General features: G+C 72.6%; 18 protein-coding genes and 2 pseudogenes. 13 read left to right on the top strand and 7 right to left on the bottom strand.

The features are described 5' to 3' along the window. Window positions 1–177 precede the first annotated feature (177 nt). Both I4I78_RS02160 and I4I78_RS02165 read left to right on the top strand, forming a co-directional pair. Window positions 178–1,335, top strand: coding sequence for a CoA transferase (locus tag I4I78_RS02160; protein ID WP_308251856.1), 1,158 nt, complete (start codon window positions 178–180; stop codon window positions 1,333–1,335). Continuing rightward, entirely contained in the window at window positions 1,323–2,663 is a 1,341-nt protein-coding gene (locus I4I78_RS02165; RefSeq protein WP_218609458.1) for an amidohydrolase family protein, read from the top strand. The genes I4I78_RS02160 and I4I78_RS02165 overlap by 13 nt, the downstream gene beginning before the upstream one ends. Window positions 2,664–2,777: 114 nt before the next feature. Here the strand turns inward: I4I78_RS02165 and I4I78_RS02170 are convergent, their stop codons facing one another. The 3 genes from I4I78_RS02170 to I4I78_RS02180 form a co-directional block, all read right to left on the bottom strand. Then, window positions 2,778–4,022, bottom strand: coding sequence for a cytochrome P450 (locus tag I4I78_RS02170; protein WP_218609459.1), 1,245 nt, complete (start codon window positions 4,020–4,022; stop codon window positions 2,778–2,780). A gap of 62 nt (window positions 4,023–4,084) precedes the next feature. Then, window positions 4,085–4,465 (bottom strand): carboxymuconolactone decarboxylase family protein, encoded by a 381-nt coding sequence (locus tag I4I78_RS02175; protein WP_218609460.1) that lies wholly within the window; start codon window positions 4,463–4,465, stop codon window positions 4,085–4,087. Between the two features lie 106 nt (window positions 4,466–4,571). After that, window positions 4,572–5,300: a TetR/AcrR family transcriptional regulator gene (locus I4I78_RS02180; RefSeq protein ID WP_218609461.1), complete on the bottom strand. Its 729-nt coding sequence runs from the start codon at window positions 5,298–5,300 to the stop codon at window positions 4,572–4,574. 146 nt (window positions 5,301–5,446) lie between these two features. Here I4I78_RS02180 and I4I78_RS02185 point away from each other — a divergent pair, with 146 nt between their 5' ends. The 3 genes from I4I78_RS02185 to I4I78_RS02195 are packed head-to-tail and all read left to right on the top strand — an operon-like array spanning window position 5,447 to window position 7,777. After that, window positions 5,447–6,295 (top strand): NAD(P)-dependent oxidoreductase, encoded by an 849-nt coding sequence (locus I4I78_RS02185; RefSeq protein ID WP_218609462.1) that lies wholly within the window; start codon window positions 5,447–5,449, stop codon window positions 6,293–6,295. A 32-nt stretch (window positions 6,296–6,327) separates the two neighbouring features. After that, window positions 6,328–6,525, top strand: coding sequence for a ferredoxin (locus tag I4I78_RS02190; protein WP_218609463.1), 198 nt, complete (start codon window positions 6,328–6,330; stop codon window positions 6,523–6,525). Between the two features lies 1 nt (window position 6,526). Then, complete coding sequence (locus tag I4I78_RS02195) at window positions 6,527–7,777, top strand: NAD(P)/FAD-dependent oxidoreductase (protein WP_218609464.1); 1,251 nt, start codon at window positions 6,527–6,529, stop codon at window positions 7,775–7,777. 174 nt (window positions 7,778–7,951) lie between these two features. Here the strand turns inward: I4I78_RS02195 and I4I78_RS02200 are convergent, their stop codons facing one another. Beyond that, entirely contained in the window at window positions 7,952–8,731 is a 780-nt protein-coding gene (locus tag I4I78_RS02200; RefSeq protein WP_218609465.1) for an SDR family NAD(P)-dependent oxidoreductase, read from the bottom strand. A 151-nt stretch (window positions 8,732–8,882) separates the two neighbouring features. On the opposite strand from I4I78_RS02200, the gene I4I78_RS02205 reads away from it, so the two are divergent. Next, window positions 8,883–9,194 (top strand): SDR family oxidoreductase, encoded by a 312-nt coding sequence (locus I4I78_RS02205; protein WP_218609466.1) that lies wholly within the window; start codon window positions 8,883–8,885, stop codon window positions 9,192–9,194. Between the two features lie 97 nt (window positions 9,195–9,291). Here the strand turns inward: I4I78_RS02205 and I4I78_RS02210 are convergent, their stop codons facing one another. The 3 genes from I4I78_RS02210 to I4I78_RS02220 all read right to left on the bottom strand — a co-directional run bounded on the left by I4I78_RS02210 (window position 9,292) and on the right by I4I78_RS02220 (window position 14,126). Next, window positions 9,292–10,548, bottom strand: a complete 1,257-nt coding sequence (locus I4I78_RS02210) for an ABC transporter substrate-binding protein (RefSeq protein ID WP_218609467.1) — start codon at window positions 10,546–10,548, stop codon at window positions 9,292–9,294. A 63-nt stretch (window positions 10,549–10,611) separates the two neighbouring features. Further along, window positions 10,612–11,391, bottom strand: coding sequence for an ATP-binding cassette domain-containing protein (locus I4I78_RS02215; protein WP_308251857.1), 780 nt, complete (start codon window positions 11,389–11,391; stop codon window positions 10,612–10,614). Continuing rightward, window positions 11,388–14,126: a branched-chain amino acid ABC transporter permease/ATP-binding protein gene (locus I4I78_RS02220; protein WP_218609468.1), complete on the bottom strand. Its 2,739-nt coding sequence runs from the start codon at window positions 14,124–14,126 to the stop codon at window positions 11,388–11,390. The genes I4I78_RS02215 and I4I78_RS02220 overlap by 4 nt, the downstream gene beginning before the upstream one ends. 332 nt (window positions 14,127–14,458) lie before the next feature. Between I4I78_RS02220 and I4I78_RS02225 the strand changes: the two genes are divergently transcribed. The 7 genes and pseudogenes from I4I78_RS02225 (at window position 14,459) to I4I78_RS33645 (ending at window position 19,448) form a co-directional block, all read left to right on the top strand. Next, the gene (locus I4I78_RS02225) at window positions 14,459–15,589 is read left to right on the top strand and encodes a Gfo/Idh/MocA family protein (RefSeq protein WP_218609469.1); all 1,131 of its coding nucleotides are present in this window, start codon (window positions 14,459–14,461) and stop codon (window positions 15,587–15,589) included. Continuing rightward, a complete protein-coding gene (locus I4I78_RS02230) occupies window positions 15,586–16,506 on the top strand; it encodes a TIGR03619 family F420-dependent LLM class oxidoreductase (RefSeq protein WP_218609470.1) in 921 nt (306 codons plus the stop codon). Before I4I78_RS02225 ends, I4I78_RS02230 begins: the two co-directional genes overlap by 4 nt. Before the next feature lie 39 nt (window positions 16,507–16,545). After that, window positions 16,546–17,748, top strand: a complete 1,203-nt coding sequence (locus I4I78_RS02235; RefSeq protein ID WP_218609471.1) for a CaiB/BaiF CoA-transferase family protein — start codon at window positions 16,546–16,548, stop codon at window positions 17,746–17,748. 258 nt (window positions 17,749–18,006) lie between these two features. Next, window positions 18,007–18,478, top strand: a pseudogene (locus I4I78_RS34115) (aldehyde dehydrogenase family protein); the annotation flags it as partial. Beyond that, complete coding sequence (locus I4I78_RS34120) at window positions 18,473–18,751, top strand: aldehyde dehydrogenase family protein (RefSeq protein ID WP_374225829.1); 279 nt, start codon at window positions 18,473–18,475, stop codon at window positions 18,749–18,751. The pseudogene I4I78_RS34115 and the gene I4I78_RS34120, both read left to right, overlap by 6 nt. Then, a pseudogene (locus I4I78_RS34125) lies at window positions 18,681–18,973 on the top strand (aldehyde dehydrogenase family protein). Before I4I78_RS34120 ends, I4I78_RS34125 begins: the two are co-directional and overlap by 71 nt. Window positions 18,974–19,073: 100 nt before the next feature. Further along, entirely contained in the window at window positions 19,074–19,448 is a 375-nt protein-coding gene (locus I4I78_RS33645) for an SDR family NAD(P)-dependent oxidoreductase (RefSeq protein ID WP_308251858.1), read from the top strand. Window positions 19,449–19,463: the final 15 nt, after the last annotated feature.

A 19,463-nucleotide genomic window follows, 5' to 3' on the forward strand; every position in this document is an offset into this window, starting at 1 on the left:
ACCGGGATCGGAGCGCCACGAGCCCGACCTGCTGATCTGCTGCTCTCGTCTGCGCCCGACGTCGGGTCTTGTTCGACGCGCGCCGCGGCGGAAGCTGGTGGTCGGTGCGTCGTGATGACTACGTCGAAGCTGCAGTCGTATCCACGCGGGGCGCCGCCGACGCTTATTCTTCGCAACGTGCAGGACAGGGACGTCGCCGCCGACTGGCTGGCCTCCGGCGTCGTGGCGCTGACCGGGCATCCCGACGGCCCCGCGCTGCTCCCGTCGGGTCGCGCGGCCTCGGCCGCGGCCGAGCTCGGGGGCCTGTTCGGTGTGGACGGTGCCGCGTTGCTCGGGGAGCGCGCCGCGTTCACCGGACGGGGCCGCGCCGGACGGATATCGGTGGGTGGGGGCTGTCGGCTGCTGCCGCTCGCGAGTGGGTGGGCCGCGGTCTCCTGCGTCCGCCCCGACGATGTCGCGCTGCTCGGAGCGCTGGTGGAGGAGGCTCTTCCGGATGCGGACCCGTGGCCTCGTCTCGGCGAAGCTCTCGCCGAGATGCCGCCCGACACCGTCGACGAGCGCGCCGAGCTGCTCGGCGTCGCCGCCGCGGCGGTCCGCACTCCGGGCATGTCAGCGGTGTCCGACGTGGCGCCCGCCCTGCCGCGTGCAGTCGAGGGGCTGCTGGTCGTGTCGTTCGGCGCGCTCTGGGCCGCGCCGCTGTGCGCGCAGCTGCTGGCCGACCGCGGGGCACGGGTGGTGACGGTCGAGACCCCGCAACGGCCGGACGGCGCCCGCCACGGTGATCCCGACTTCCACGCCCTGCTGCACGCCGGTGATCGGGCGGTGCTGCTCGACCCGGTCATGGACCGGGAGGCGCTCCACGCTCTCGTCCGGGCCGCGGACGTCGTCATCGAGGCCTCCCGCCCACGGGCACTGCGCGGGTTCGGCCTCGACGCCGACGCCGAGGTGGCGCGCGGGGCGACCTGGATCTCGATCACAGCGGCCGGCCGGGACTCGGACCGGGTCGGCTTCGGCGACGACGTCGCAGCCGCCGCGGGGCTGGTCGTGCAGGACGCCGACGGGCTGCCGGTCTTCGTGGGCGACGCGATCGCCGACCCGCTCACGGGGCTGACCGCCGCCGCGCGCGCGCTGACCGGGCCCGGCCTGCTGCACGATGTCGCGATGGCCGACGTCGTGGCCGCCACCCTCGACGGCACCCCGGGAGGACCGGTGACGGAGCTGCAAGCGCGGTCCGTCGCAGCGCCCCGCGCCCGTCCCGTGCGCGGCCGGGCACCCGCCGCCGGAGCGGACACCGCGGCGGTCCTGGACGAGCTCGGGATCCGATGGCGCTGCTGATCCGGGACGCGGAGATCGACGGCCGGCGTCGGGACCTGCTGATCCGCGACGGCCGCATCGCCGTGCCCGGGAGCGGTGTCGTCACCGAGGTCCTCGACGCCGGCGGCGGTGCGCTGCTTCCCGGTCTCACCGACCACCACCTGCACCTGCACGCGCTCGCTGCGGCTCGGCGCTCGGTCCGCGCCGGACGCACCCGCGCCGACGTGTCCGCCGCCCTCGGCCCGGCGGTGCCGGACGACCACGGCTGGATCAGGGCGGTCGGCAGCGGTGACGACGACCTCGACGCCCGGGAGCTCGATCGGGTCCGGCCCGATGTCCCCGTCCGGGTCCAGCACCGCAGCGGAGCGATGTGGGTGCTGAACTCGGCGGCACTCGCGGCGTTGGAAGGGCGCGGTCCGCTCGACCACCCGGGCGTCGAGCGGGGGCCGGACGGTGTGCCCACCGGCCGGATCCTCCGCGCGGACGACTGGCTACGGGACCGTCTACCTGCCGCGGCGCCGCCCGACCTCGGCGCGCTCGGCCGCGAGCTGGCGGGATACGGGATCACCGCCGTCACCGACGCGACCCCGGATCTCACGCCCGCGGCCGCGGCCGCGCTCGCCGACGTCCCCCAGCGCCTGACGCTGCTCGGGGTCCCCCTGGGTACGGCGCCCCCGCCAGGAGTGGAGGCCGGCCCGTACAAGATCGTGCTGACCGACTCGGACCTGCCCGACCCGGACGAGCTCGCCGCACGGATCGGGCAGGCGCACGCCGCGGGCCGTCCCGTTGCCGTGCACTCGGTGACGCGGGAGTCGCTGGTCCTGCTGCTGGTCGCACTGGAGACGGCGGGGCGGATGCCCGGGGACCGGATCGAACATGCCGCCCTCGTGCCCGCCGAGCTGATCGGGTCTCTGGCCGGGCTCGCCGTGGTGACCCAGCCCGGATTCCTCGCCGACCGGGGTGACGACTACCGCCGGACGGTCCCGGCCGACGAGCACGCCGACCTGTACCGCTGCCGCAGCCTGCACGAGGCGGGGGTCGCGGTCGTGCTGTCCTCCGACGCTCCGTACGGGCCGGTCGACCCCTGGGCGGTACTGCGCGCCGCGAGCACACGCGAAACGCCCGACGGCGAGCCTCTCGGTCCGGAGGAGGCGATCACTCCACGTCAGGCGCTGGACTCTCTGCTCTCCCCGGCACCCGGTGTCGCGCCTCGACCGCTACGGCCGGGTGATCCCGCGGACCTCGTCCTGCTCCACGCCCCGCTCTCCGAGGCGCTGCGAGCCCCCGACGCCGCCCTGGTCCGTGCCACTCTCGTCGCCGGCGCCACGGTCTCGGCGTCGGGAGGCTGATCACCGGCTGTCCTGCGTCCGATGTTCGACGTCGGCCCGGTGCAGGGCGAGCGCCTCGCCTCTGCGGAGGCCGATGCAGGTGATGAGTCCGAACGGTCGGCCCGGCTGCCGCCTTCACCAGGTGACGGGCAGTCTCTTGACGCCGTAGTTGGTTCCGGTGATGTCCATGGGGACCTCGTCGGCGGGCACGGCGAGCCGCATGTCGGGGAAGCGCTCGATGAGCCGCGGGATGATGGTGCCGAGTTCGGCACGCGCGACGTTCTGGCCGAGGCACTGGTGGACCCCGTAGCCGAAGGCCATGTGCCGGGTCATCTCGCGGTCGAGGTCGAGTGCGTCGGGGTCGGAGAACACGCGCGGGTCCCGGTTCGCGGCGGCCATGGACACGACGACCAGGTCGCCCTCGGCGATGTGGGCGCCGGCCAGCTCGAGGTCCTCGGTGGCGACCCGGCCGAGGCCGAACTGCACGATGGTCAGGTAGCGCAGCAGTTCCTCGACCGCCGGGCGGATGCGTGTGCGCTCCTCGCGCAGCTCGTTCCACTGCCCGGGGTTGCGCAACAGGGTCAGTACCGACAGGCCGATCATGGCCATGGTCGTGTCGTGCCCTGCGAACAGCAGCAGGACCCCGATGGAGATCAGGTCCGAGTCCGACAGCACCGACCCCTCCTGCTGCGACTGGCGCACGAGGTCGGCCAGCAGACCTTCCGAGTCGGGGTCGGCGCGCTTGCTGGCGACGAGGTCGGTGATGTAGCGGACGAGCCACTGCAGTCCCTCGGTGCGATCGGCACCGGATGCGGCGGTGTCCATCATCTTCTCGGTGGCGCCGTGGAAGCCGTCCCGGTCTCGGTAGGGCACGCCGAGGAGTTCGCAGATCACCAGGCAGGGGATGGGGAGGGCGAGATGTTCGATGAGGTCGACCGAGCCGTCGGTACGCACTTTCTCCTCGAGGGCGTCGAGGTGCTCGTCGACGATGCGGTCGATGTAGGGCTGCAGCTTCTGGTTGATGCTCTTGGGGGTGAAGCGACCGGCCAGCAGCTTGCGGTAGGCGCCGTGGTCGGGCTCGTCCATCAGAACGAAGGTGTTCTGCGGGCCGAGTCCGCCGGTGACGTCCTCGCCGGCCTGCTGGTCCTCGGCCGGGGTGAAGCTTTCGGCGGACTGGTGGTCGGGACGGTTCGCCGACAGCCGTGGATCGGAGAAGACCTGACTGCCTTCCTCGAAACGGGTGACCAGCCACCCGTCCATGCCGTTGGGGAACCGCACCCGGGCGATGGGGGACTCCTCGCGGAACCTGGCGTACTCCGGGGCGGGGTCGAGCGGGGTCTCCCGCTCGGTGGGCATCGTGGGGACCGTGTCGGTGCTCATGGTGGGTGTTCCTTCCTCGGCACGTGGGCGCGCCGACCGTTCGGGTGGCGGAGCTGTGGGTGTCAGCGGGAGGGGTCACCGGCGTGACGGCTCAGCGCGGCCTGCACGCCTTCGCGAACGCGGGTGCCGTTGCCCCAGCCGACGTAGAACTGCAGATGCAGCACGGCCTCGGCGAGCGCTGTCTCGTCGAGCTCGCCGTTGGTGAGGGCGCCGAATACCTGGGTCTCGATCAGGTCCGCGCGCCCGAGGGCGGCGGTCGCGCCGAGGACGAGCAGCCGCCGATCACGGATCGAGAGACCCGGCCGGTTCCAGATATCGCCGAACAAGTGTTCGACCGTCTCGGTGAGCATCGGCTCGTCGACGTCGGGCATCGCTTGTGAGAAGCCCGCCCCGTACACCGCGTCCATCGTTGCCAGTCCGCGAGTGCGGGCCTCGTTCGTCATGACGACTCCTTGAATGAACTTAGTTCACTTAGCGGCGACGATAGGCCTCGGCGCCACTGTGAGCACCCCGGGACGCTGTGACGTGAGCCTCGGTGGGTGGGCCCCCTCAGGAGGTGCGGGGCTCGATGACCTCGCGGATGGCCCGTTCGACCAGCGAGTCCGGCGGTTCGAAGGCGGGTCCGTCGCGGGGGATCAGGGAGTCGAGGACGTCGTCGGCGCAGCGGCGGGCCAGATCCTCGGCGTCGTCGATGCCGAGGCTGTGGTTCAGCGAGACCAGCCCGTGCATCGTCGACCACAACGTGTGTGCGAGCGCGCGACGCGGCAGCCGGAGCATCGCCCCCGCTTCGGCGCAGCGCGCGACGGCTTCGCGTAGCGAACTCGAGACCAGTCGCGAGGGGTGAGCCACCGCGCGCTCGGTGGACACGCTGGGTTGCCGGATCTCGAACATCAGCCTGTAGTGCCCGGGGTTGGTCACCGCGAACCGCACGTAGGCGTGCATCTGAGCCTGCAGGCGCAGGCGGGCGGACTGCACCAGGTCGTCGGTCGACCTCGTGGCGGCCGCGACGTCGGCCTGGTCCATCTCCGCGGCGAGCTGTGCGTACTTGTCCGTGAGGGCTGCCCAGACGAGGTCTGCCTTGTCGGTGAAGTGCAGGTAGATGCTCGGCGCCGTGACGCCGGCCTCGCGGGCCACTGCGCGCATCGTCAGCCTCTCCCCGCCGTCCTGGACGAGCACCCGGTTGACGGCGTCGAGCACGTCCCGACGCAGTCGCTCGCCCTGTCCTCGGGGACTGCGGGGGCGCGAGGGCTCGGTTCCGGTCTCCTCGGGCGTGTGCATGCCTCCATTGTGCGGCGATGTCCGATCCACGGGTCCGACCCGGGTCAGGGGTACCGGCGGTGTGGCGCGTCACGGAGACGGAGGCCGGGACGGGGTCTACCGTGATGAGTAAACTTAGTTAAGTTAAGTGGGGAGGATGCGTCGCAATGACGACCACGGATACACAGGCCGTGCCGCTCACGGCCGGGGTGATCGGTCTGGGAATGATCGGCGGAGGGGTCGCGGTCAGCCTGGCACGACGGGGTCGGACACCGGTGGTGTTCGACGTGCGCCCGGAGGCCGCCGACGGCCTCGCGGGAGTCGAGGGGTGCGTCGGTTCGGTCGGGGAGCTGGCCGGCGTCGCCGATGTCGTGATCGTCGCGGTCGTCGACGCCGACCAGGCTCGCGCCGTCGTCGCCGAGCTGGCCCCGGCCGCGCGCCCGGCGCAGGTCGTGGTGCTGGCGTCCACCGTCGCGGTGCCTGTCGTGCACGAGCTCGCAGCGACATGCGCCGAGCACGGGGTGTCCTTACTCGACTGCGGGGTCACTCCTGGGGACCGGGCGGCGGACAACGGGCTGGTCGCCATCCTCGGTGGCGACGACGACGCCGTCGCCCGGGCGCGCCCGGTCCTCGAGGACTTCGCCAAGAAGGTCGTGCACTGCGGTCCGCTCGGCGCCGGGATGGCCACCAAGATCGCCCGTAACGTCGTCACGTACGGCACCTGGCGGGCCGTGCACGAGGCGACCGTGCTCGCCCGCAGTGCCGGCGTCGACCCGACCCGCCTGTTCGAGGTCATCGACACCGCCGACCCTGAGGGCTCGACCCTGCTCGCCTGGGCGCGTCGCCGCGTCGAGACCGAGGGCACCCCGGGGTTCGCAGCCCTGTCCGCCCAGGTCGCGACGCTGCTGCACAAGGACCTCGCGGCCGCCCAGGAACTGGCCGCTGAGGCCGGAGTCGCCCTGCCCCTGGTCGACGTGACGCAGGCCCGGGGCGACGACACTCTCGGCCCCGTGTGAGTCCGGATCCACATCCACCGAAGGAGGACATTGTGAAGATCGAGATTGACCAGGTCAGGTGTGTGGGAGCCGGCCAGTGCGTGCTGGCGGCGCCGGAGGTGTTCGACCAGCGCGAGGACGACGGCATCGTCGAGCTGCTCGACGACGTCCCGGCCGAGGAGCAGTGGGCGGCCTCGCGGGAGGCCGCGCAGCTCTGTCCCGCCGCCGCGATCACGATCCACGAGGACTGAGATGCCCGACCAGACCGACGGCCGGGAGACCGACGCCCCGGTGGTGGTGGTGGGTGCGGGGGCGGCCGGACTGGCCACGGTCGATGCGCTGCGAGCCGGTGGCCACGCCGGTGGCATCGTGCTGGTCGGCGAGGAGGCCCACGCGCCCTACGATCGCCCGCCGCTGTCCAAACAGGTGCTCGCCGGAACGTGGGAGCCCGAGCGGGTGACGCTGCGTTCGGTCGACGACCTCGCCGCCGCGCGCGTGGACTGCCGGCTGGGTGTGCGGGCGGTCGGGGCCGATCCGGACGCGCGCACCGTGGCGCTGAGCGACGGCTCGGTCCTGGCCTATCGCGACCTGGTCGTGGCCACCGGGGCGGGGGCTCGTCGACTGCCCTTCGGACACGACCTCGAGGGCGTGCACGTGCTGCGCGACCTCGACGACGTGCTCGGGATGAAGGCGGCACTGGACCGTCGCGACGGGGCCCGCGTCGTCGTCGTCGGGGCCGGGTTCCTCGGCGCCGAGGTGGCTGCGGTCGCGCGCGACCTCGGCTCGGAGGTATCCCTGGTCGACACCCTGGAGCTCCCGCTGCGATCCGTCCTCGGCGACGAGGTCGGCGCGATGGTCGCAGACCTGCACCGTGAGCACGGGGTGGCGCTGCACCTCGGCCACGGGATCGTGTCGTTCACCGCGGCCTCGGGTGCGGTGTCGGCCGTGGTTCTCGATGAGGGGACGGAGCTTCCGGCCGATCTGGTCGTCGTGGCCATCGGGGCCGTGCCCGCGGTGGACTGGCTGCGCGGCACCACGATCCCGATCGCCGGGGAGTCCCCGGACGATGGCGCCGGCGGCATCCGATGCGACGAGGTCGGCCGGGCCGGTGATCACGTGTATGCGGTGGGGGACGTGGCCGCATGGTGGTCTCCGCGCGAGAACCGTTTCGTGCGCCTCGAGCACCGGCTCACCGCCACCGAGCACGCACGGACGGTCTCCAGGGAGCTCCTCGGGCTCAGCCGGGAGGCCGCCGCACCGGTGCCCTACTTCTGGTCCGACCAGTACGACCTCAAATTGCAGGCCTTCGGGCTGCCCTCGGGAGGTGACGAGTTCCGGGTCGTGGAGGGCACGCTGGCCGACCGGCGCTTCGTCGGCGTGTATGGCCACGCGGGCCGGGTGAGCGCGGTGATCGGCGCCGGGAAGGCCAAGGCAGTCCGGCAGTGGCGCCAGGCGGTGGCCGAGGGGCGGTCCTGGGACGAGGTCGGCAGCACCACCGCGTAAGCGGGCGGCAACGTCCCGTGCTCGCCCGTGCTGACCTGCGCACGTTGCCGCGATGCCGTTCGGTGGCGGCTGCCCCGGGAACGGCGACGAGGGCGGTACCGGCATGGCGAATTCCTGCGACCGGGGATGGTCAGGGCTGTCCGTGCCGGCGAGTGTGCGCCCGGCATGATCGAGTCACGCCAGGGGCTCACGGACGGGGCCCGTGAGGTGTCCCCCGTCGACGACGAACTGGGCACCGGTGCAGTACGCGGAGTCCTCGCTGGCCAGGAAGAGGATCATGCGGGCGACCTCGTCCGCGGTACCGGGCCGGGCCAGTGGCTGTCGGTCGGTGATCGCCGCGATCCGGGACCGGACCGCCGGGTCGTCCGTGGCGATCATCGATGTGCTGATCACTCCGGGATGGACGGAGTTCACCCGGATGCCGAGTGGCCCCAGCTCGAGAGCGGTGGCCCGGGTCAGCCCGGTGACAGCGAACTTGGCGCTCGCGTAGCCTGCCATGCCGGCCACGCCGGCGAGCCCGTCGATGGACGACACGTTGACGATCGACGACCGGCCCGTCGCCGCCAGCAGGGGCACCATGGCCCGCATCCCGTACCAGGTCCCGTGGACGTGCACGTCGAAGAGCCGCAGGTGGTCCTCCACCGAGGTCCGGTCGAACCGCTGAGCGCCGCCGGGCGGTGCGATTCCGGCGCTGTTGACCAAGACCTTGAGCCGCCCGTACCGCTGGTCCAGGTCCGCGGCAAGCCTCTTGCAGGCCTCGAGAGCGGTCACGTCGAGCCGGAACGCCTCTGCTCTTCCCGGAAGCTCGGTCACCAGGGCGCGGGCCCGGTCGTCGTCGCGGTCGGCGACCACGACGGTCGCGCCCTCGCGGGAGAGCAGCGTCGCTGCCGCGGCGCCCATTCCGCTCGCGCCACCGGCCACGAGTGCGATCGAGCCTGCGAGCCGGTTCGTCATGATGTCTCCATCCGCATCGGGTCACCGACCGCGGGCGGGTCACGGTCCTCGCTGCCGGCCGGCACCGTCTGCAGGTCGGGGTCTGGCCGGGGTGCCCCGCTTCGCCGTGAGGAATCGCACTCGTCCTCGTCGCGACCCTGATCATCCCGGCGTGATCTCGCTGGCGAAGACATTCGCGTACGAGTTCGGCAAGTACGGGATCCGCGCGAATGTGGTTGCCCCGGGCAATGTCGGAGGGGGCAACATGGAACAGCCGGTCGACGAGTTCGCGACGAACGGGATCAATCCGCTGGCCGCGCCCCGGACGATCGACATCGCGAACTCGGTCCTGTTCCTCTGCTCGGACCTCGCGGCGCGCACGACCGGGCAGACGCTCGTGGTCGACGGCGGAGCGACCACGCAGAGCTGTGGGGGGGGGCGCACCGAGGACATGCTCCCCGCCCTGCGGGTGGCCCTGCCGTGAGTGGACGTCTTCCCGCGCCGCGCTGCGGCACGGAACCTGCGCGCGACATCGACACGTCGACGCCGTGCGCAGGCGGTCGGGCGGTATCCGCGCGGCCTCAGCTCTTCGGCGCCTCGTAGATCCCGGTGGTGTCGAGGGTGCGGAAGCTGGTCAGCGTACCGTCCTCGGTGATGTCGGCGAGGAAGCTCGTTTTCGAGCAGATGTTCTTCGAGATTGCCGGGACCGCGGTGCCGTTGCACTGGAACGTCCCGCCCCCGCCGAGCGGGTAGGGGACGGCGGGGGCCGCGGCGATCGCCGCGGACACCCCCTTCGGCGTCAGGTCGGTGGTGCCGGAGGCGTTCACGGCCCGCACGAGGCTCAGTATGCCCTGGTAGCCGCTGGCCGAGTTCGGGTTGAGCTCCAGCCCGTCGGGGCCGTACTCCTCGACGACGGCCTCGTAGATCTTGAACTCGCCGTCGTCCGGGTTCGTGTTGGCCTGGGCGATCGCCTCGACGTTCTCGTAGCCGCCGGGGATGGACGCGCTGCCGTTCGGCCCCACGCACCGGTCGATCGCGGTGATCGGCGCCTGGATGCCGAGGGTCCGGATCGCCTTGATGGCGCTCGTGCAGAAGGTCTCGTCACCGAGGATGTGGTACATCCGCGGGTTCCTGGCCTGAGCCGCCTGGACCTGCGGAGTCATGTCCGCGGTGCCCGGCGGGACGGCGACGACCTCGGCCGCGGCGCCCGCGTTGGCGAAGAAGCCGGGGGCGAGGGCCTTGGCGGGCCCGCTTGCGGCCGGTACGTCGATGACGAGCATGGCGGCGCCGGCGAGGCCGTTCTCGCGGGCGAACGCAGCCGGCGTGCCGTGCGCGCCCAGGGGGTTGCCGAACACGAAGACGTTCGGGGTGCCGAGTACCAGCTTGGTCGAGGCGAAGTTGATCCCGACCGGGATACCGGCGGCATGGGCGATCTCGATCCACGGGTCGGCCTGACCCGACGATCCCGCCGCGACCGCCGAGACCCCCTCGGACACCATGCGGTTGCCGCAGTCCTGGGCACCGGCTGGGGTGCCCTTCTCCTCGCAGGTGACGAGTTCGATCGGGCGCCCCCCGATGCCGCCGAGCCGGGCGTTGGCGTAGGCGACGACGGCCTCCGCCCCGCGGATCTCGTCGGTGGTGTCGTTGGCCTGTGTCTGCCCGGTGCTGATCCAGCCGATCTTGACCGGCGCGCCCGCCGCCGCCTTCTCCGGGCCGAGTGCGCGCGTGTCACCGCCGCCGTCTTCGCCCGACGCGCCGCTCGCGCATCCTGCGGCGAGCACGACCGCGCTGAGCGCAGCGGCCACCAGCCCGGCAGACCGTCCGAAATGGACCTTCATGCGGGAACCTCTCCTTCGTGGTGGGCCGTCCGCGGACGGCACCGGGGTGGGACGCGCGGTGGGTCAGGACAGGGTGGTGGCGCCCAGGTAGGCAGCCTCGAGCCCGGCGGGGTCCGCGGCGAGGTCGGCGGCTGCCTCGTCGCGGACGAGCTCGCCGTGCACCAGCACCACGGCCCGGTCGGCGACATCGAGGGCGAGCTGCACATGCTGCTCGACGAGCAGCACGACGGCCCCCGTCTCGTCGGCGATCCGGCGGACCACGGGCAGCAGCCCCTCGACGACGACCGGGGCGAGACCCATGCTCATCTCGTCGATGAGCAGCACCCGCGGCCGCTGGACCAGGGCCCTGGCCACGGCGAGCATCTGCTGCTCGCCGCCCGAGAGTTCCCCGGCCGTAACCCTCAGCCGCGGGGCGAGCGGGGGGAACAGGTCCACGATCTCGTCGTCGGTCGGGCCTCCGGCCCGGCGGGCGACGGCGAGGTTCTCCCGGACGTCGAGCGCTGTGAAGAGTGCCCGGTCGTCGGGCACGAGGACCAGCCCGGAACGGTTGGCGACGGCGGCCCGCCCGGAGGGCAGCGTCGTCCCGTTGACCCGCACGTCCCCGCCGAGGCGGGAGAGCAGGCCGGCCAGGGTCAGCATCAGGGTGGTCTTGCCGGACCCGTTGGGGCCCAGCACTCCCAGCACCGTGCCGGCCTCGACCGAGAGGTCCATGGGCCGGAGGACGGAGATCGGCCCGTACCCGGCCTCGAGGCCGCGCACCTCCAGCACCGGCCCGCCCGGGGCGGCGGTTCCGACCGGCCCTGCTGCTACGTTCGGGCTGCTCGTGCCGTTCGTCTCGCTCACGCCGTCACCTCCGCCGCGTGGGTGCTACCCAGGTAGGCCTCGGCCACCCGGGGATGGGTCCGGATCTCGGCCGGCGTGCCGTGTGCGATCACCTGGCCGAAGTCCAGGACGTAGATCTCGTCGCAGAGCCCGAGCACCAGGCTCATGTCGTGCTCGATCATCAGGATCGTGACGCCGCTGTCGCGGACGTCGCGCAGCCGCTCGCCGAGCCAGGCGCTCTCGGCGGTGTCCAGCCCGCCGGCCGGCTCGTCGAGCAGCAGGACGGCGGGCCTGCCGACCAGTGCCCTGGCGATCGACACGAGCTGGCGCTGGCCCTGCGAGAGCTCACCCGCGGGCCGCTCGGCCACCTCGGCGAGCCCGAGCAGGTCAAGGGTTTCGGCGAGGGCGTCGGTGGCGGTGCGGTCCTGGCGGGCGGTGAGCCCCACGGAGACGTTCTCCTGCACCGTCAGGTCCTCGTAGAGCTCGATCGCCTGGAACGTCCGTCCGAGGCCGGCCCGGATCCGCTGGTGTGGGCGCAGCCCGGTCAGGTGCCGGCCGTCGAGCACGACGGCGCCCTGAGCCCCGGCGAACCCGCTGATCCCGTCGACCGCCGTGGTCTTGCCCGCGCCGTTCGGGCCGATCAGGCCGACGATGTGACCCTGCGGGACGTCGAGGGAGATGTCGTCGACGGCGAGCACCCCGCCGTACTGCACGGTCAGCCCGCGAACCGACAGCAGATCGGGCCGCCCCGGCGGGGCGCCGGTGGGCCGGGGCCGCCGCGCGGCGGGTACAGCGGTCGGCGCGACGACCGATCCGGTCGCGGCACGGGTCTGGCCGCGGCGCTTGGCGATCAGCTCGTGAGCGGGCCCGACGATGCCCTCGGGGTTGAGGACCACGGTGAGCACCAACAGGATCGCCGCGACCACCTCGTACCAGAGCCCGGTCGGTACGACCTGGCCGACGAGCACGTAGAACACCCCGTTGACAGCGGTGACGCCTGCCAGCAGGCCGCCGGCCACGGACGTCGCCCCGGCGAGGTAGACCGTGCCGAAGAAGGTCAGCCCGAGGATCGCGGTGAACGGGTCGAAGGTGACGGTACCGAGCTTGTAGGCCAGCAGCGCGCCGCCGAGCCCGGCGAGGAACGCGCCGATCGCGAACGCGGCCAGCTTGACCCGGACGACGTCGACCCCCGCGGCCGCGGCCGAGCGCTCGTTGGCCCGTACGGCCAGCATCTGCGATCCCAGCCTGCTCCTGCGCAGCAGCGCGACCCCCAGGGCCACCGCGACCAGGACCACCAGGCAGACGACGCCGAAGGCGATCCGCGGGAAGTCCGCGCCGGTCCCGATGCCGAGGTCGATGCCGAACAGGGTCGGCGGGGGGACCGGCAGGCCCTCGGACCCGGCGATCGCCAGGTTACGGAACCAGAGCGCCTCCAGCGCGAAGGCCAGGGCGAAGGTCACCACGGCGACCGTCAGCCCGCGGATCCGCAGGGCCGGGAGCCCGATCACGACGCCGATGACGGTGGCGCCCAGCGCGGCCAGTAGCGGGGCGATCGGGAAGGGGACGCCGAGCGCGCCCGCCAGCGGTGCGAGAAGGAACGCCGCGACCCCCGCGAGCGGCAGCTGGGCGAACGACACCTGTCCCGCGTAGCCGGTTACGACGACCACCGACAGGGCGATGATCGCGAAGATGAAGGTCGAGATCAGCCCGCCCCGCAGCACCCCGGTGAACAGCGCCAGCCCCGCGACCGCGAGCACCACCGGTATCAGCGTCGGGAGCAGCAGGTGGCGTGGCCGTGGGGCGCGGCCGAGGTTCTGCACGATGAGTGTGCCGCGGCCGGGAAGCGGGCGCGCCCGGACCACCAGGACCAGAAGGATCAGGACCAACGGCACCAGCTCGGGCAGGCCGGAGGACGGCAGCCACGAGGCCAGGGTCTGCAGCAGCTGCACCTCGGACTGCAGGGCGCCGATGGCGAGCCCGGCGGCGACCGCCCACACCAGGTTCTGGAAGCGCGCGATGATCGCGGCGGCGAGGGCGGGGACGATGAACAGCGTGTAGGACACCGGGATCAGCGGCACGATCGGCGCGATCAGGATCCCGGCGAGCCCGGCGACCGCGGAGCTGATGACCCAGTTGCCGGCGGCGACGCGGTCGGGCGAGACGCCGCTGACGAAGGCGCCCTTCTCGCTCTCCGCGGCGGCCCGGGTGGCGAGGCCGAAGCGGGTCCGGCGGAATACCAGCGCGAGCGCCCCGGCGACCACGACCACGAGCACCGCAAGATAGATCCGGTCACCGGGCACCTTCACGGCGCCGAGGTTCCACAGGTCGACCGGGAAGATCGGGGCCACGGCGATCGCGGTGGTGCCCATCCGCGCGGCGATCAGCGCGGTGATCACGAGCGAGACACCGAGCGAGGCCACCGCCTTGGCGACCGGCGGCGCGTCGCGCAGCGGCCGGAACACCAGCAGGTGCAGGACGAGCCCGAGCAGCCCGGAGAGCGCCACGGCGATCAGCAGGGCCGGCAGCATCGGCATCTTCACGCCGATGTCGACGGTCTTCGGCAGGCCCGGGACCAGCAGGATGAGCTCACCCTTGCGCAGGTAGGCGTAGACGTACGCGGCCAGCAGGGCGATGCTGCCGGTCGCGAAGTTGATGATCCCCGAGCTGCGGTACGTCAGGGTGAGTGCGAGCGCGAGGGCACCGAACACCGCTCCGTTGCCGAGGCCGAGGAGCAGGAACACGACGTGCTGGGCCATGGTCACTCCGATGTGATCGTCCCCCCGGATGGGGAGGCCGGTGGTCGGACCACGGTCGACGAGGTCGCTGCCCCTGCACCGGCGAGGCGGTGACGAGAGTGTCAGACATGTGGTGATCGCCACAAGGGGATTCTCGCGGATGACATCTCTGAAGTCCGGTACATGACGAGTTGAGCTGTTGATTCGGCGGATCTGGCGATCGTCGACAGGTCGATCCATGCGGAGCTGCGCTGTCAGATAATGGATCTCCGACAGTTGTGGTGGACCGGTGGTCTCTGTCACGATCCGGCTCGGAACACACCCGTACCGCAGGGACCAGGGGGTCGACGACGATGCCGACAGCGACGACCGGGACGCCCGGACCCACCGCCCGATCCCGCCCGCTGCGCGTCGGCGTCGTGGGGGTGGGGTGGGGCGCCCATGTTCAGGTGCCCGCCTTTCGGGCCGCCGACGGCTTCGACCCGGTCGCGCTCTGCGCGCGCACCCCCGAGCGGCTGTCCCGGGTCGCGGAGCGGCTCGGCATCGCCGATACGTCCACCGACTGGCGGTCCTTCGTACGTCGTGACGACCTCGACGTGGTGTCCGTCGCGACGCCGACGGGACTACACCGCGAGATCACCCTCGCCGCACTCGACGCCGGCAAGGCGGTGCTCTGCGAGAAGCCGCTCGCCGGGGACCCGGCCGAGGCCCGGGAGATGGTCAAGGCGGCCGCCGCCTCGGGCAGACCCACCGGCTGCTGCTTCGAGAACCGCTGGAGCGCCGACTGGCTCGCGGTCGAGGAGACGGTCCGCAATGGCCTGCTCGGGCGGCCCTACCTGGCCCGGGTCAGCCGGAGCGCGTCGTACTGGCATCCGTCGCGGCGGCCGCTGCAGTCCGCGTGGATGTACGACCGCGCACAGGGCGGGGGGTACCTCGCCGGGATGCTCGTGCATGACCTCGACTACCTGTGCACGCTGCTCGGGCCGCCGGAGGCCGTCTGTGCCGAGGTGCGCAGCAGCGAGCCGGAGCGCATCCTGCCGGAGGGCGGCGAGCTGCACGTCACCGCCGACGACACGTCGGCCCTGCTGATGCGTATGGCCTCCGGGGCGCTGGCGGTACTCAGCGTGTCGACCGTCGGCGCGCACACCGACCACGTCCGGATCGAGCTCTTCGGGGCGGACGGCACCGTCGTCGGCGACGGGACGCTGCGCGAGACCCGGTACGCGGCCGGGCGGGCCGATGCCGACGGCCTGGCCCCGCTCGACCCGTCGCAGAGGGAGCCGGTCGCGCCGGGGGAGCTGCCCGGCGGGCTCGCCGGGGTCGCGAGCCGGGCCATGGCGCTGATGCTCGAGGACTGGGCGCCCGCGTTCGACGGTGCCGACACACCGGCCCCGACCTTCGCCGACGGCCTGCTGAGCCTTGCGATCATCGACGCTGCCCACCGGTCCGCTGCGGGCGCGGGCTGGGTCGCGGTCACCCCGTGAGGATCGACGTCCAGCACGCCACCGCCGATCCGGCCTGGAGCCCTGCGCTGCTCACCCCGGCGGCCCTCACCCGCTTCGCCCGCGCGGTGGAGGAGTCCGGCTACGGGGCGCTGGCCTTCACCGACCATCCGGCGCCGTCCGCCGCCTGGGTGCACGCCGACGGAGAGGGGACGGTGGACCCGTTCTCCGCGCTCGGTTTCTGCGCGGCGGTCACCAGCACGGTCCGGCTGCTGACGCTGGTGCTCGTGCTCGGGTACCGGCCGCCGCTCGCCACCGCCCACCAGGCCGCGAGCCTCGACGCCCTCAGCGGGGGGCGGCTGCTGCTGGGCGTCGGGACGGGATACCTGCGGTCGGAGTTCGCGGCACTGGGCGTGGACTTCGACCGTCGCCGCGAGCTGTTCGACGAGGCCCTCGTCGTGCTGCGCCCGGCGTTCGGGGGAGAGGACGTGCCGATCCCCGGCGGCGGCGGGCGCGCCACCCGGCCGCAGCCGCGCCCGGCGCGCCCCGGCGGCCCGCCGTTGTGGGTGCACGGCAACAGCCGGTGGGGCCGCGAGCGGGCTGCGCGGCACGGTGCGGGCTGGATCGGCGTCCTGACCTCCGACGTGCTCGCCCGCACGATGCGCACCGCACCGCTGCACCGCGCAGACCTCGCCCGGGTGATCGAGGACCTGCGGGAGCGGACGGTGGCCGCCGGTCGCCCCGCCGACGCCGTCGAGGCGGTCGTGACCGGCGTGTGGCCGCTGCTCGACGTTCGCGAGGGCTGGGATGCAGCCCGCCTGCGCGACGATGCCGCGGCGCTGGGGGCCGAGGGCGCGGACCGCATCCTTCTCGTCGTCCGCGGCGACGACCCGGCGGCCGCCGAGGACACCGTGCGTGCGTTGGGTGAGGACCTCGTCCGGCCGCTCGCCGATGTGTGACCACATGAGGACCGCAGTACCGACGACGGGAGCCCGACCATGACCCGCCCCCTTGAGGGCATCGCTGTCCTCGACTTCTCCGAGCACGGTTTCGTGCCGTCCGCCGCGGCCGTCCTCGCCGACCTCGGGGCCGATGTCGTGAAGATCGAGCGACTGCGTGGCGACGCCATGCGCACGATCATCGCGAACGGGCTGGTGGCCACGAAGGACGGCTACGACTTCCAGTTCGAGCTCTACAACCGCAACAAGCGGGGGATCGCCCTCGACGTCGAGACCCCGGCCGGTCGCGCCGTGTTCGAGAAGCTGGTCACCCGGTCCGACGTCTACGTCACCAACCAGCTCCCGCGTGTCCGGCGCAGGCTCCGGGCGGATCCCGGGGACGTCATGGCGATCAACCCGAGGATCGTCTACGCGAAGGGACACGGTCAGGGGCAGCGCGGTGCCGACGCCGAGGCGGGCGGGTTCGACGGCGTGTCCTACTGGGCGCGCGGCGGCGTGGCCCACGTGCTGACCGAGGAGGACGCCCCGCGCCCGACCCGCCAGCGGCCCGCCCTCGGCGACGGGCCGAGCGGGATGTTCCTCGCCGGCGGGATCTGTGCCGGGCTGGTGCACGCGCTGCGGACCGGGAAGGGCACCGTCGTCGACGTGTCCCTGCTGGGCTCGGCGGTGTGGACGCTGGGGCCCGACCTCGCCTACGCCACCCTGGCCGGCGAGCAGATGCCGATGGCCGACCCGGAGACGCTGACGCCGCTGATGGGGCAGTACCGGTCGGCCGACGGCCGGTGGGTCTCTCTGATGATGATCGACGAGCACCGGTACTGGGCGCCGGCCTGCCGTGCGCTCGGCCTGACCGACCTCATCGAGCCCTACGCCGACCGGGAGATCCGCAAGACCGCCTGGCCCGAGATCGCCGAGCGGATCCGCAAGGTGGTGAGCGGGCTCGGGCACGAGGAGCTCGCGGAGGCCCTGCGCGCGCAGGACTGCATCTTCTCGGTGTTCGCCTCGCCGGTGGAGGTCGCCCGCGATCCGGCCGTCGTCGCGAACGGGTACCTGATGGAGCACCCGGAGCACCCGGACGTCCGGCTCGCCGCCGCCCCGGCCCAGTTCGACGACGAGCTCCCGTCCGTCCGCCGTCCCGGGCCCGCACTCGGGGAACACACGCGCGAGATCCTCACCGACCTCGGCTACGGCGGGGCAGCCGTCGACCGGCTGCTCGCCGACGGGGTCGTCGCGCAGGCCTGAGCGGCCGTACCGGACGACAAACCCGGACAACGACGACGTCGGAGGACGACATGACAGCCATGACGGGACCGGGCACGGCCGGTGTGACGGGGGAGCCGCGGCTCCTCGTGGACGGGCACCTGACCGAGGCCGCCGACCACCGGCGGTACGACAACATCGACCCGGCGACCGAGCAGGTCCTCGGGCAGACCGCCGACGCGGGCCCGAGGACATGGACCGGGCCGTCGGGGCGGCGCGCAGGGCCTTCGACGAGTCCGGATGGGCGACCGACCGAGAGCTGCGCAGGCGGTGCCTCGCCCAGCTGCAGGCCGCGCTGAACGACGAGAAGAGGCGCTGCGCGCGGAGCTGGTCGCCGAGGCAGGTTCGCCGGTGGCGGTCACGCACGTCGCACAGCTGGAATGGCCGCTCGCCGACGGCCTGCGCGCACCACTGGAGCTGATCGACTCGTTCGCGTGGGAGCGCGAACTGCCGGACACGAACCTGTTCGGGCCCAGCCACCGGGTGGTGTGGAAGGAGCCGGTGGGGGCCGTTGCCGCCGTCGTGCCCTGGAACTTCCCGTTCGAGGTGACGATCAACAAGCTGGGCCCGGCGCCGGCGACCGGCAACACCGTCGTCCTCAAGCCGACGCCGGACACCCCGTGGAACGCGACCCGGATCGGGCGGATCGTCGCCGAGCGCACGGACATGCCGGCCGGGGTCGTGAACGTCGTCCCGACATCGGACAATGCGGTCGCCGAGCTGCTGGTGCGCGATCCACGGGTGGACATGGTGTCGTTTACCGGCTCGACGGCCCTACGGCGACCCGTGGGACCCGCAGAACATCGCCGGCCCGCAGATCAACGCCCAGCAGCGGGACCGCGTGCTCGGCTACATCGAGCGGGGCCGCAAGGAGGGAGCCCGCGTCGTCGTCGGCCGGGGGACGGCCCGCCCACCTGCCTGCGGGCTACTTCGTCGAGCCGACACTGTTGGCCGATGTGGACAACGACATGACGGTCGCCCGTGAGGAGATCTTCGGGCCGGTCCTGTGCGTCCTGCCCTACGACGACGAAACCGACGCCGTCCGGATCGCCAACGACAGTCCCTACGGTCTCTACGGGGCGGCCGCATGTTCTACGGCTCGGACGGCCCCCACGGTGGATACAAGCAGAGCGGGCAGGGCCGCCAAGGCGGCCTCGAGGGATTCGAACAGCACCTGCAGACCAAGACGGTCGGCTACGCCGGCTGATCACCGATCAGATCGTCGATAGGTCGCCATGCCAGGTCGTCTGGAAGGCAAGGTCGCGTTCGTCACCGGGGCGGCCCGGGGTCAGGGCCGGAGCCACGCGGTGCGGCTCGCGCAGGAGGGGGCCGACATCGTCGCGGTCGACATCTGCGCGCAGATCGAGTCCGATCCCTATCCGCTGGCCACCGAAGCCGGTCTGGCCGAGACCGCCGTGCTGGTGGAGAAGCTGGACCGCCGCATCGTCACCCGCATCGCCGATGTCCGGGAGCGCCGACAACTCGAGGAGGCCGTCCAGGCAGGCGTCGCGGAGCTGGGGCGGCTCGACGTGGTGGTGGCCAACGCGGGCATCCTTCCGATGGCCATGGGGGATCCTGACCCGATGGACTTCGTCGACGCCACCGATGTCGATCTGATCGGGGTGATGAACGCCGTCGCGGTGTCGGTGCCACACCTGCCGGACCACAATCGATCGTCGTGACCGGGTCGACGGCCG

This window comes from Pseudonocardia sp. KRD291 (assembly GCF_019263595.1).
Lineage (GTDB): Bacteria > Actinomycetota > Actinomycetes > Mycobacteriales > Pseudonocardiaceae > Pseudonocardia.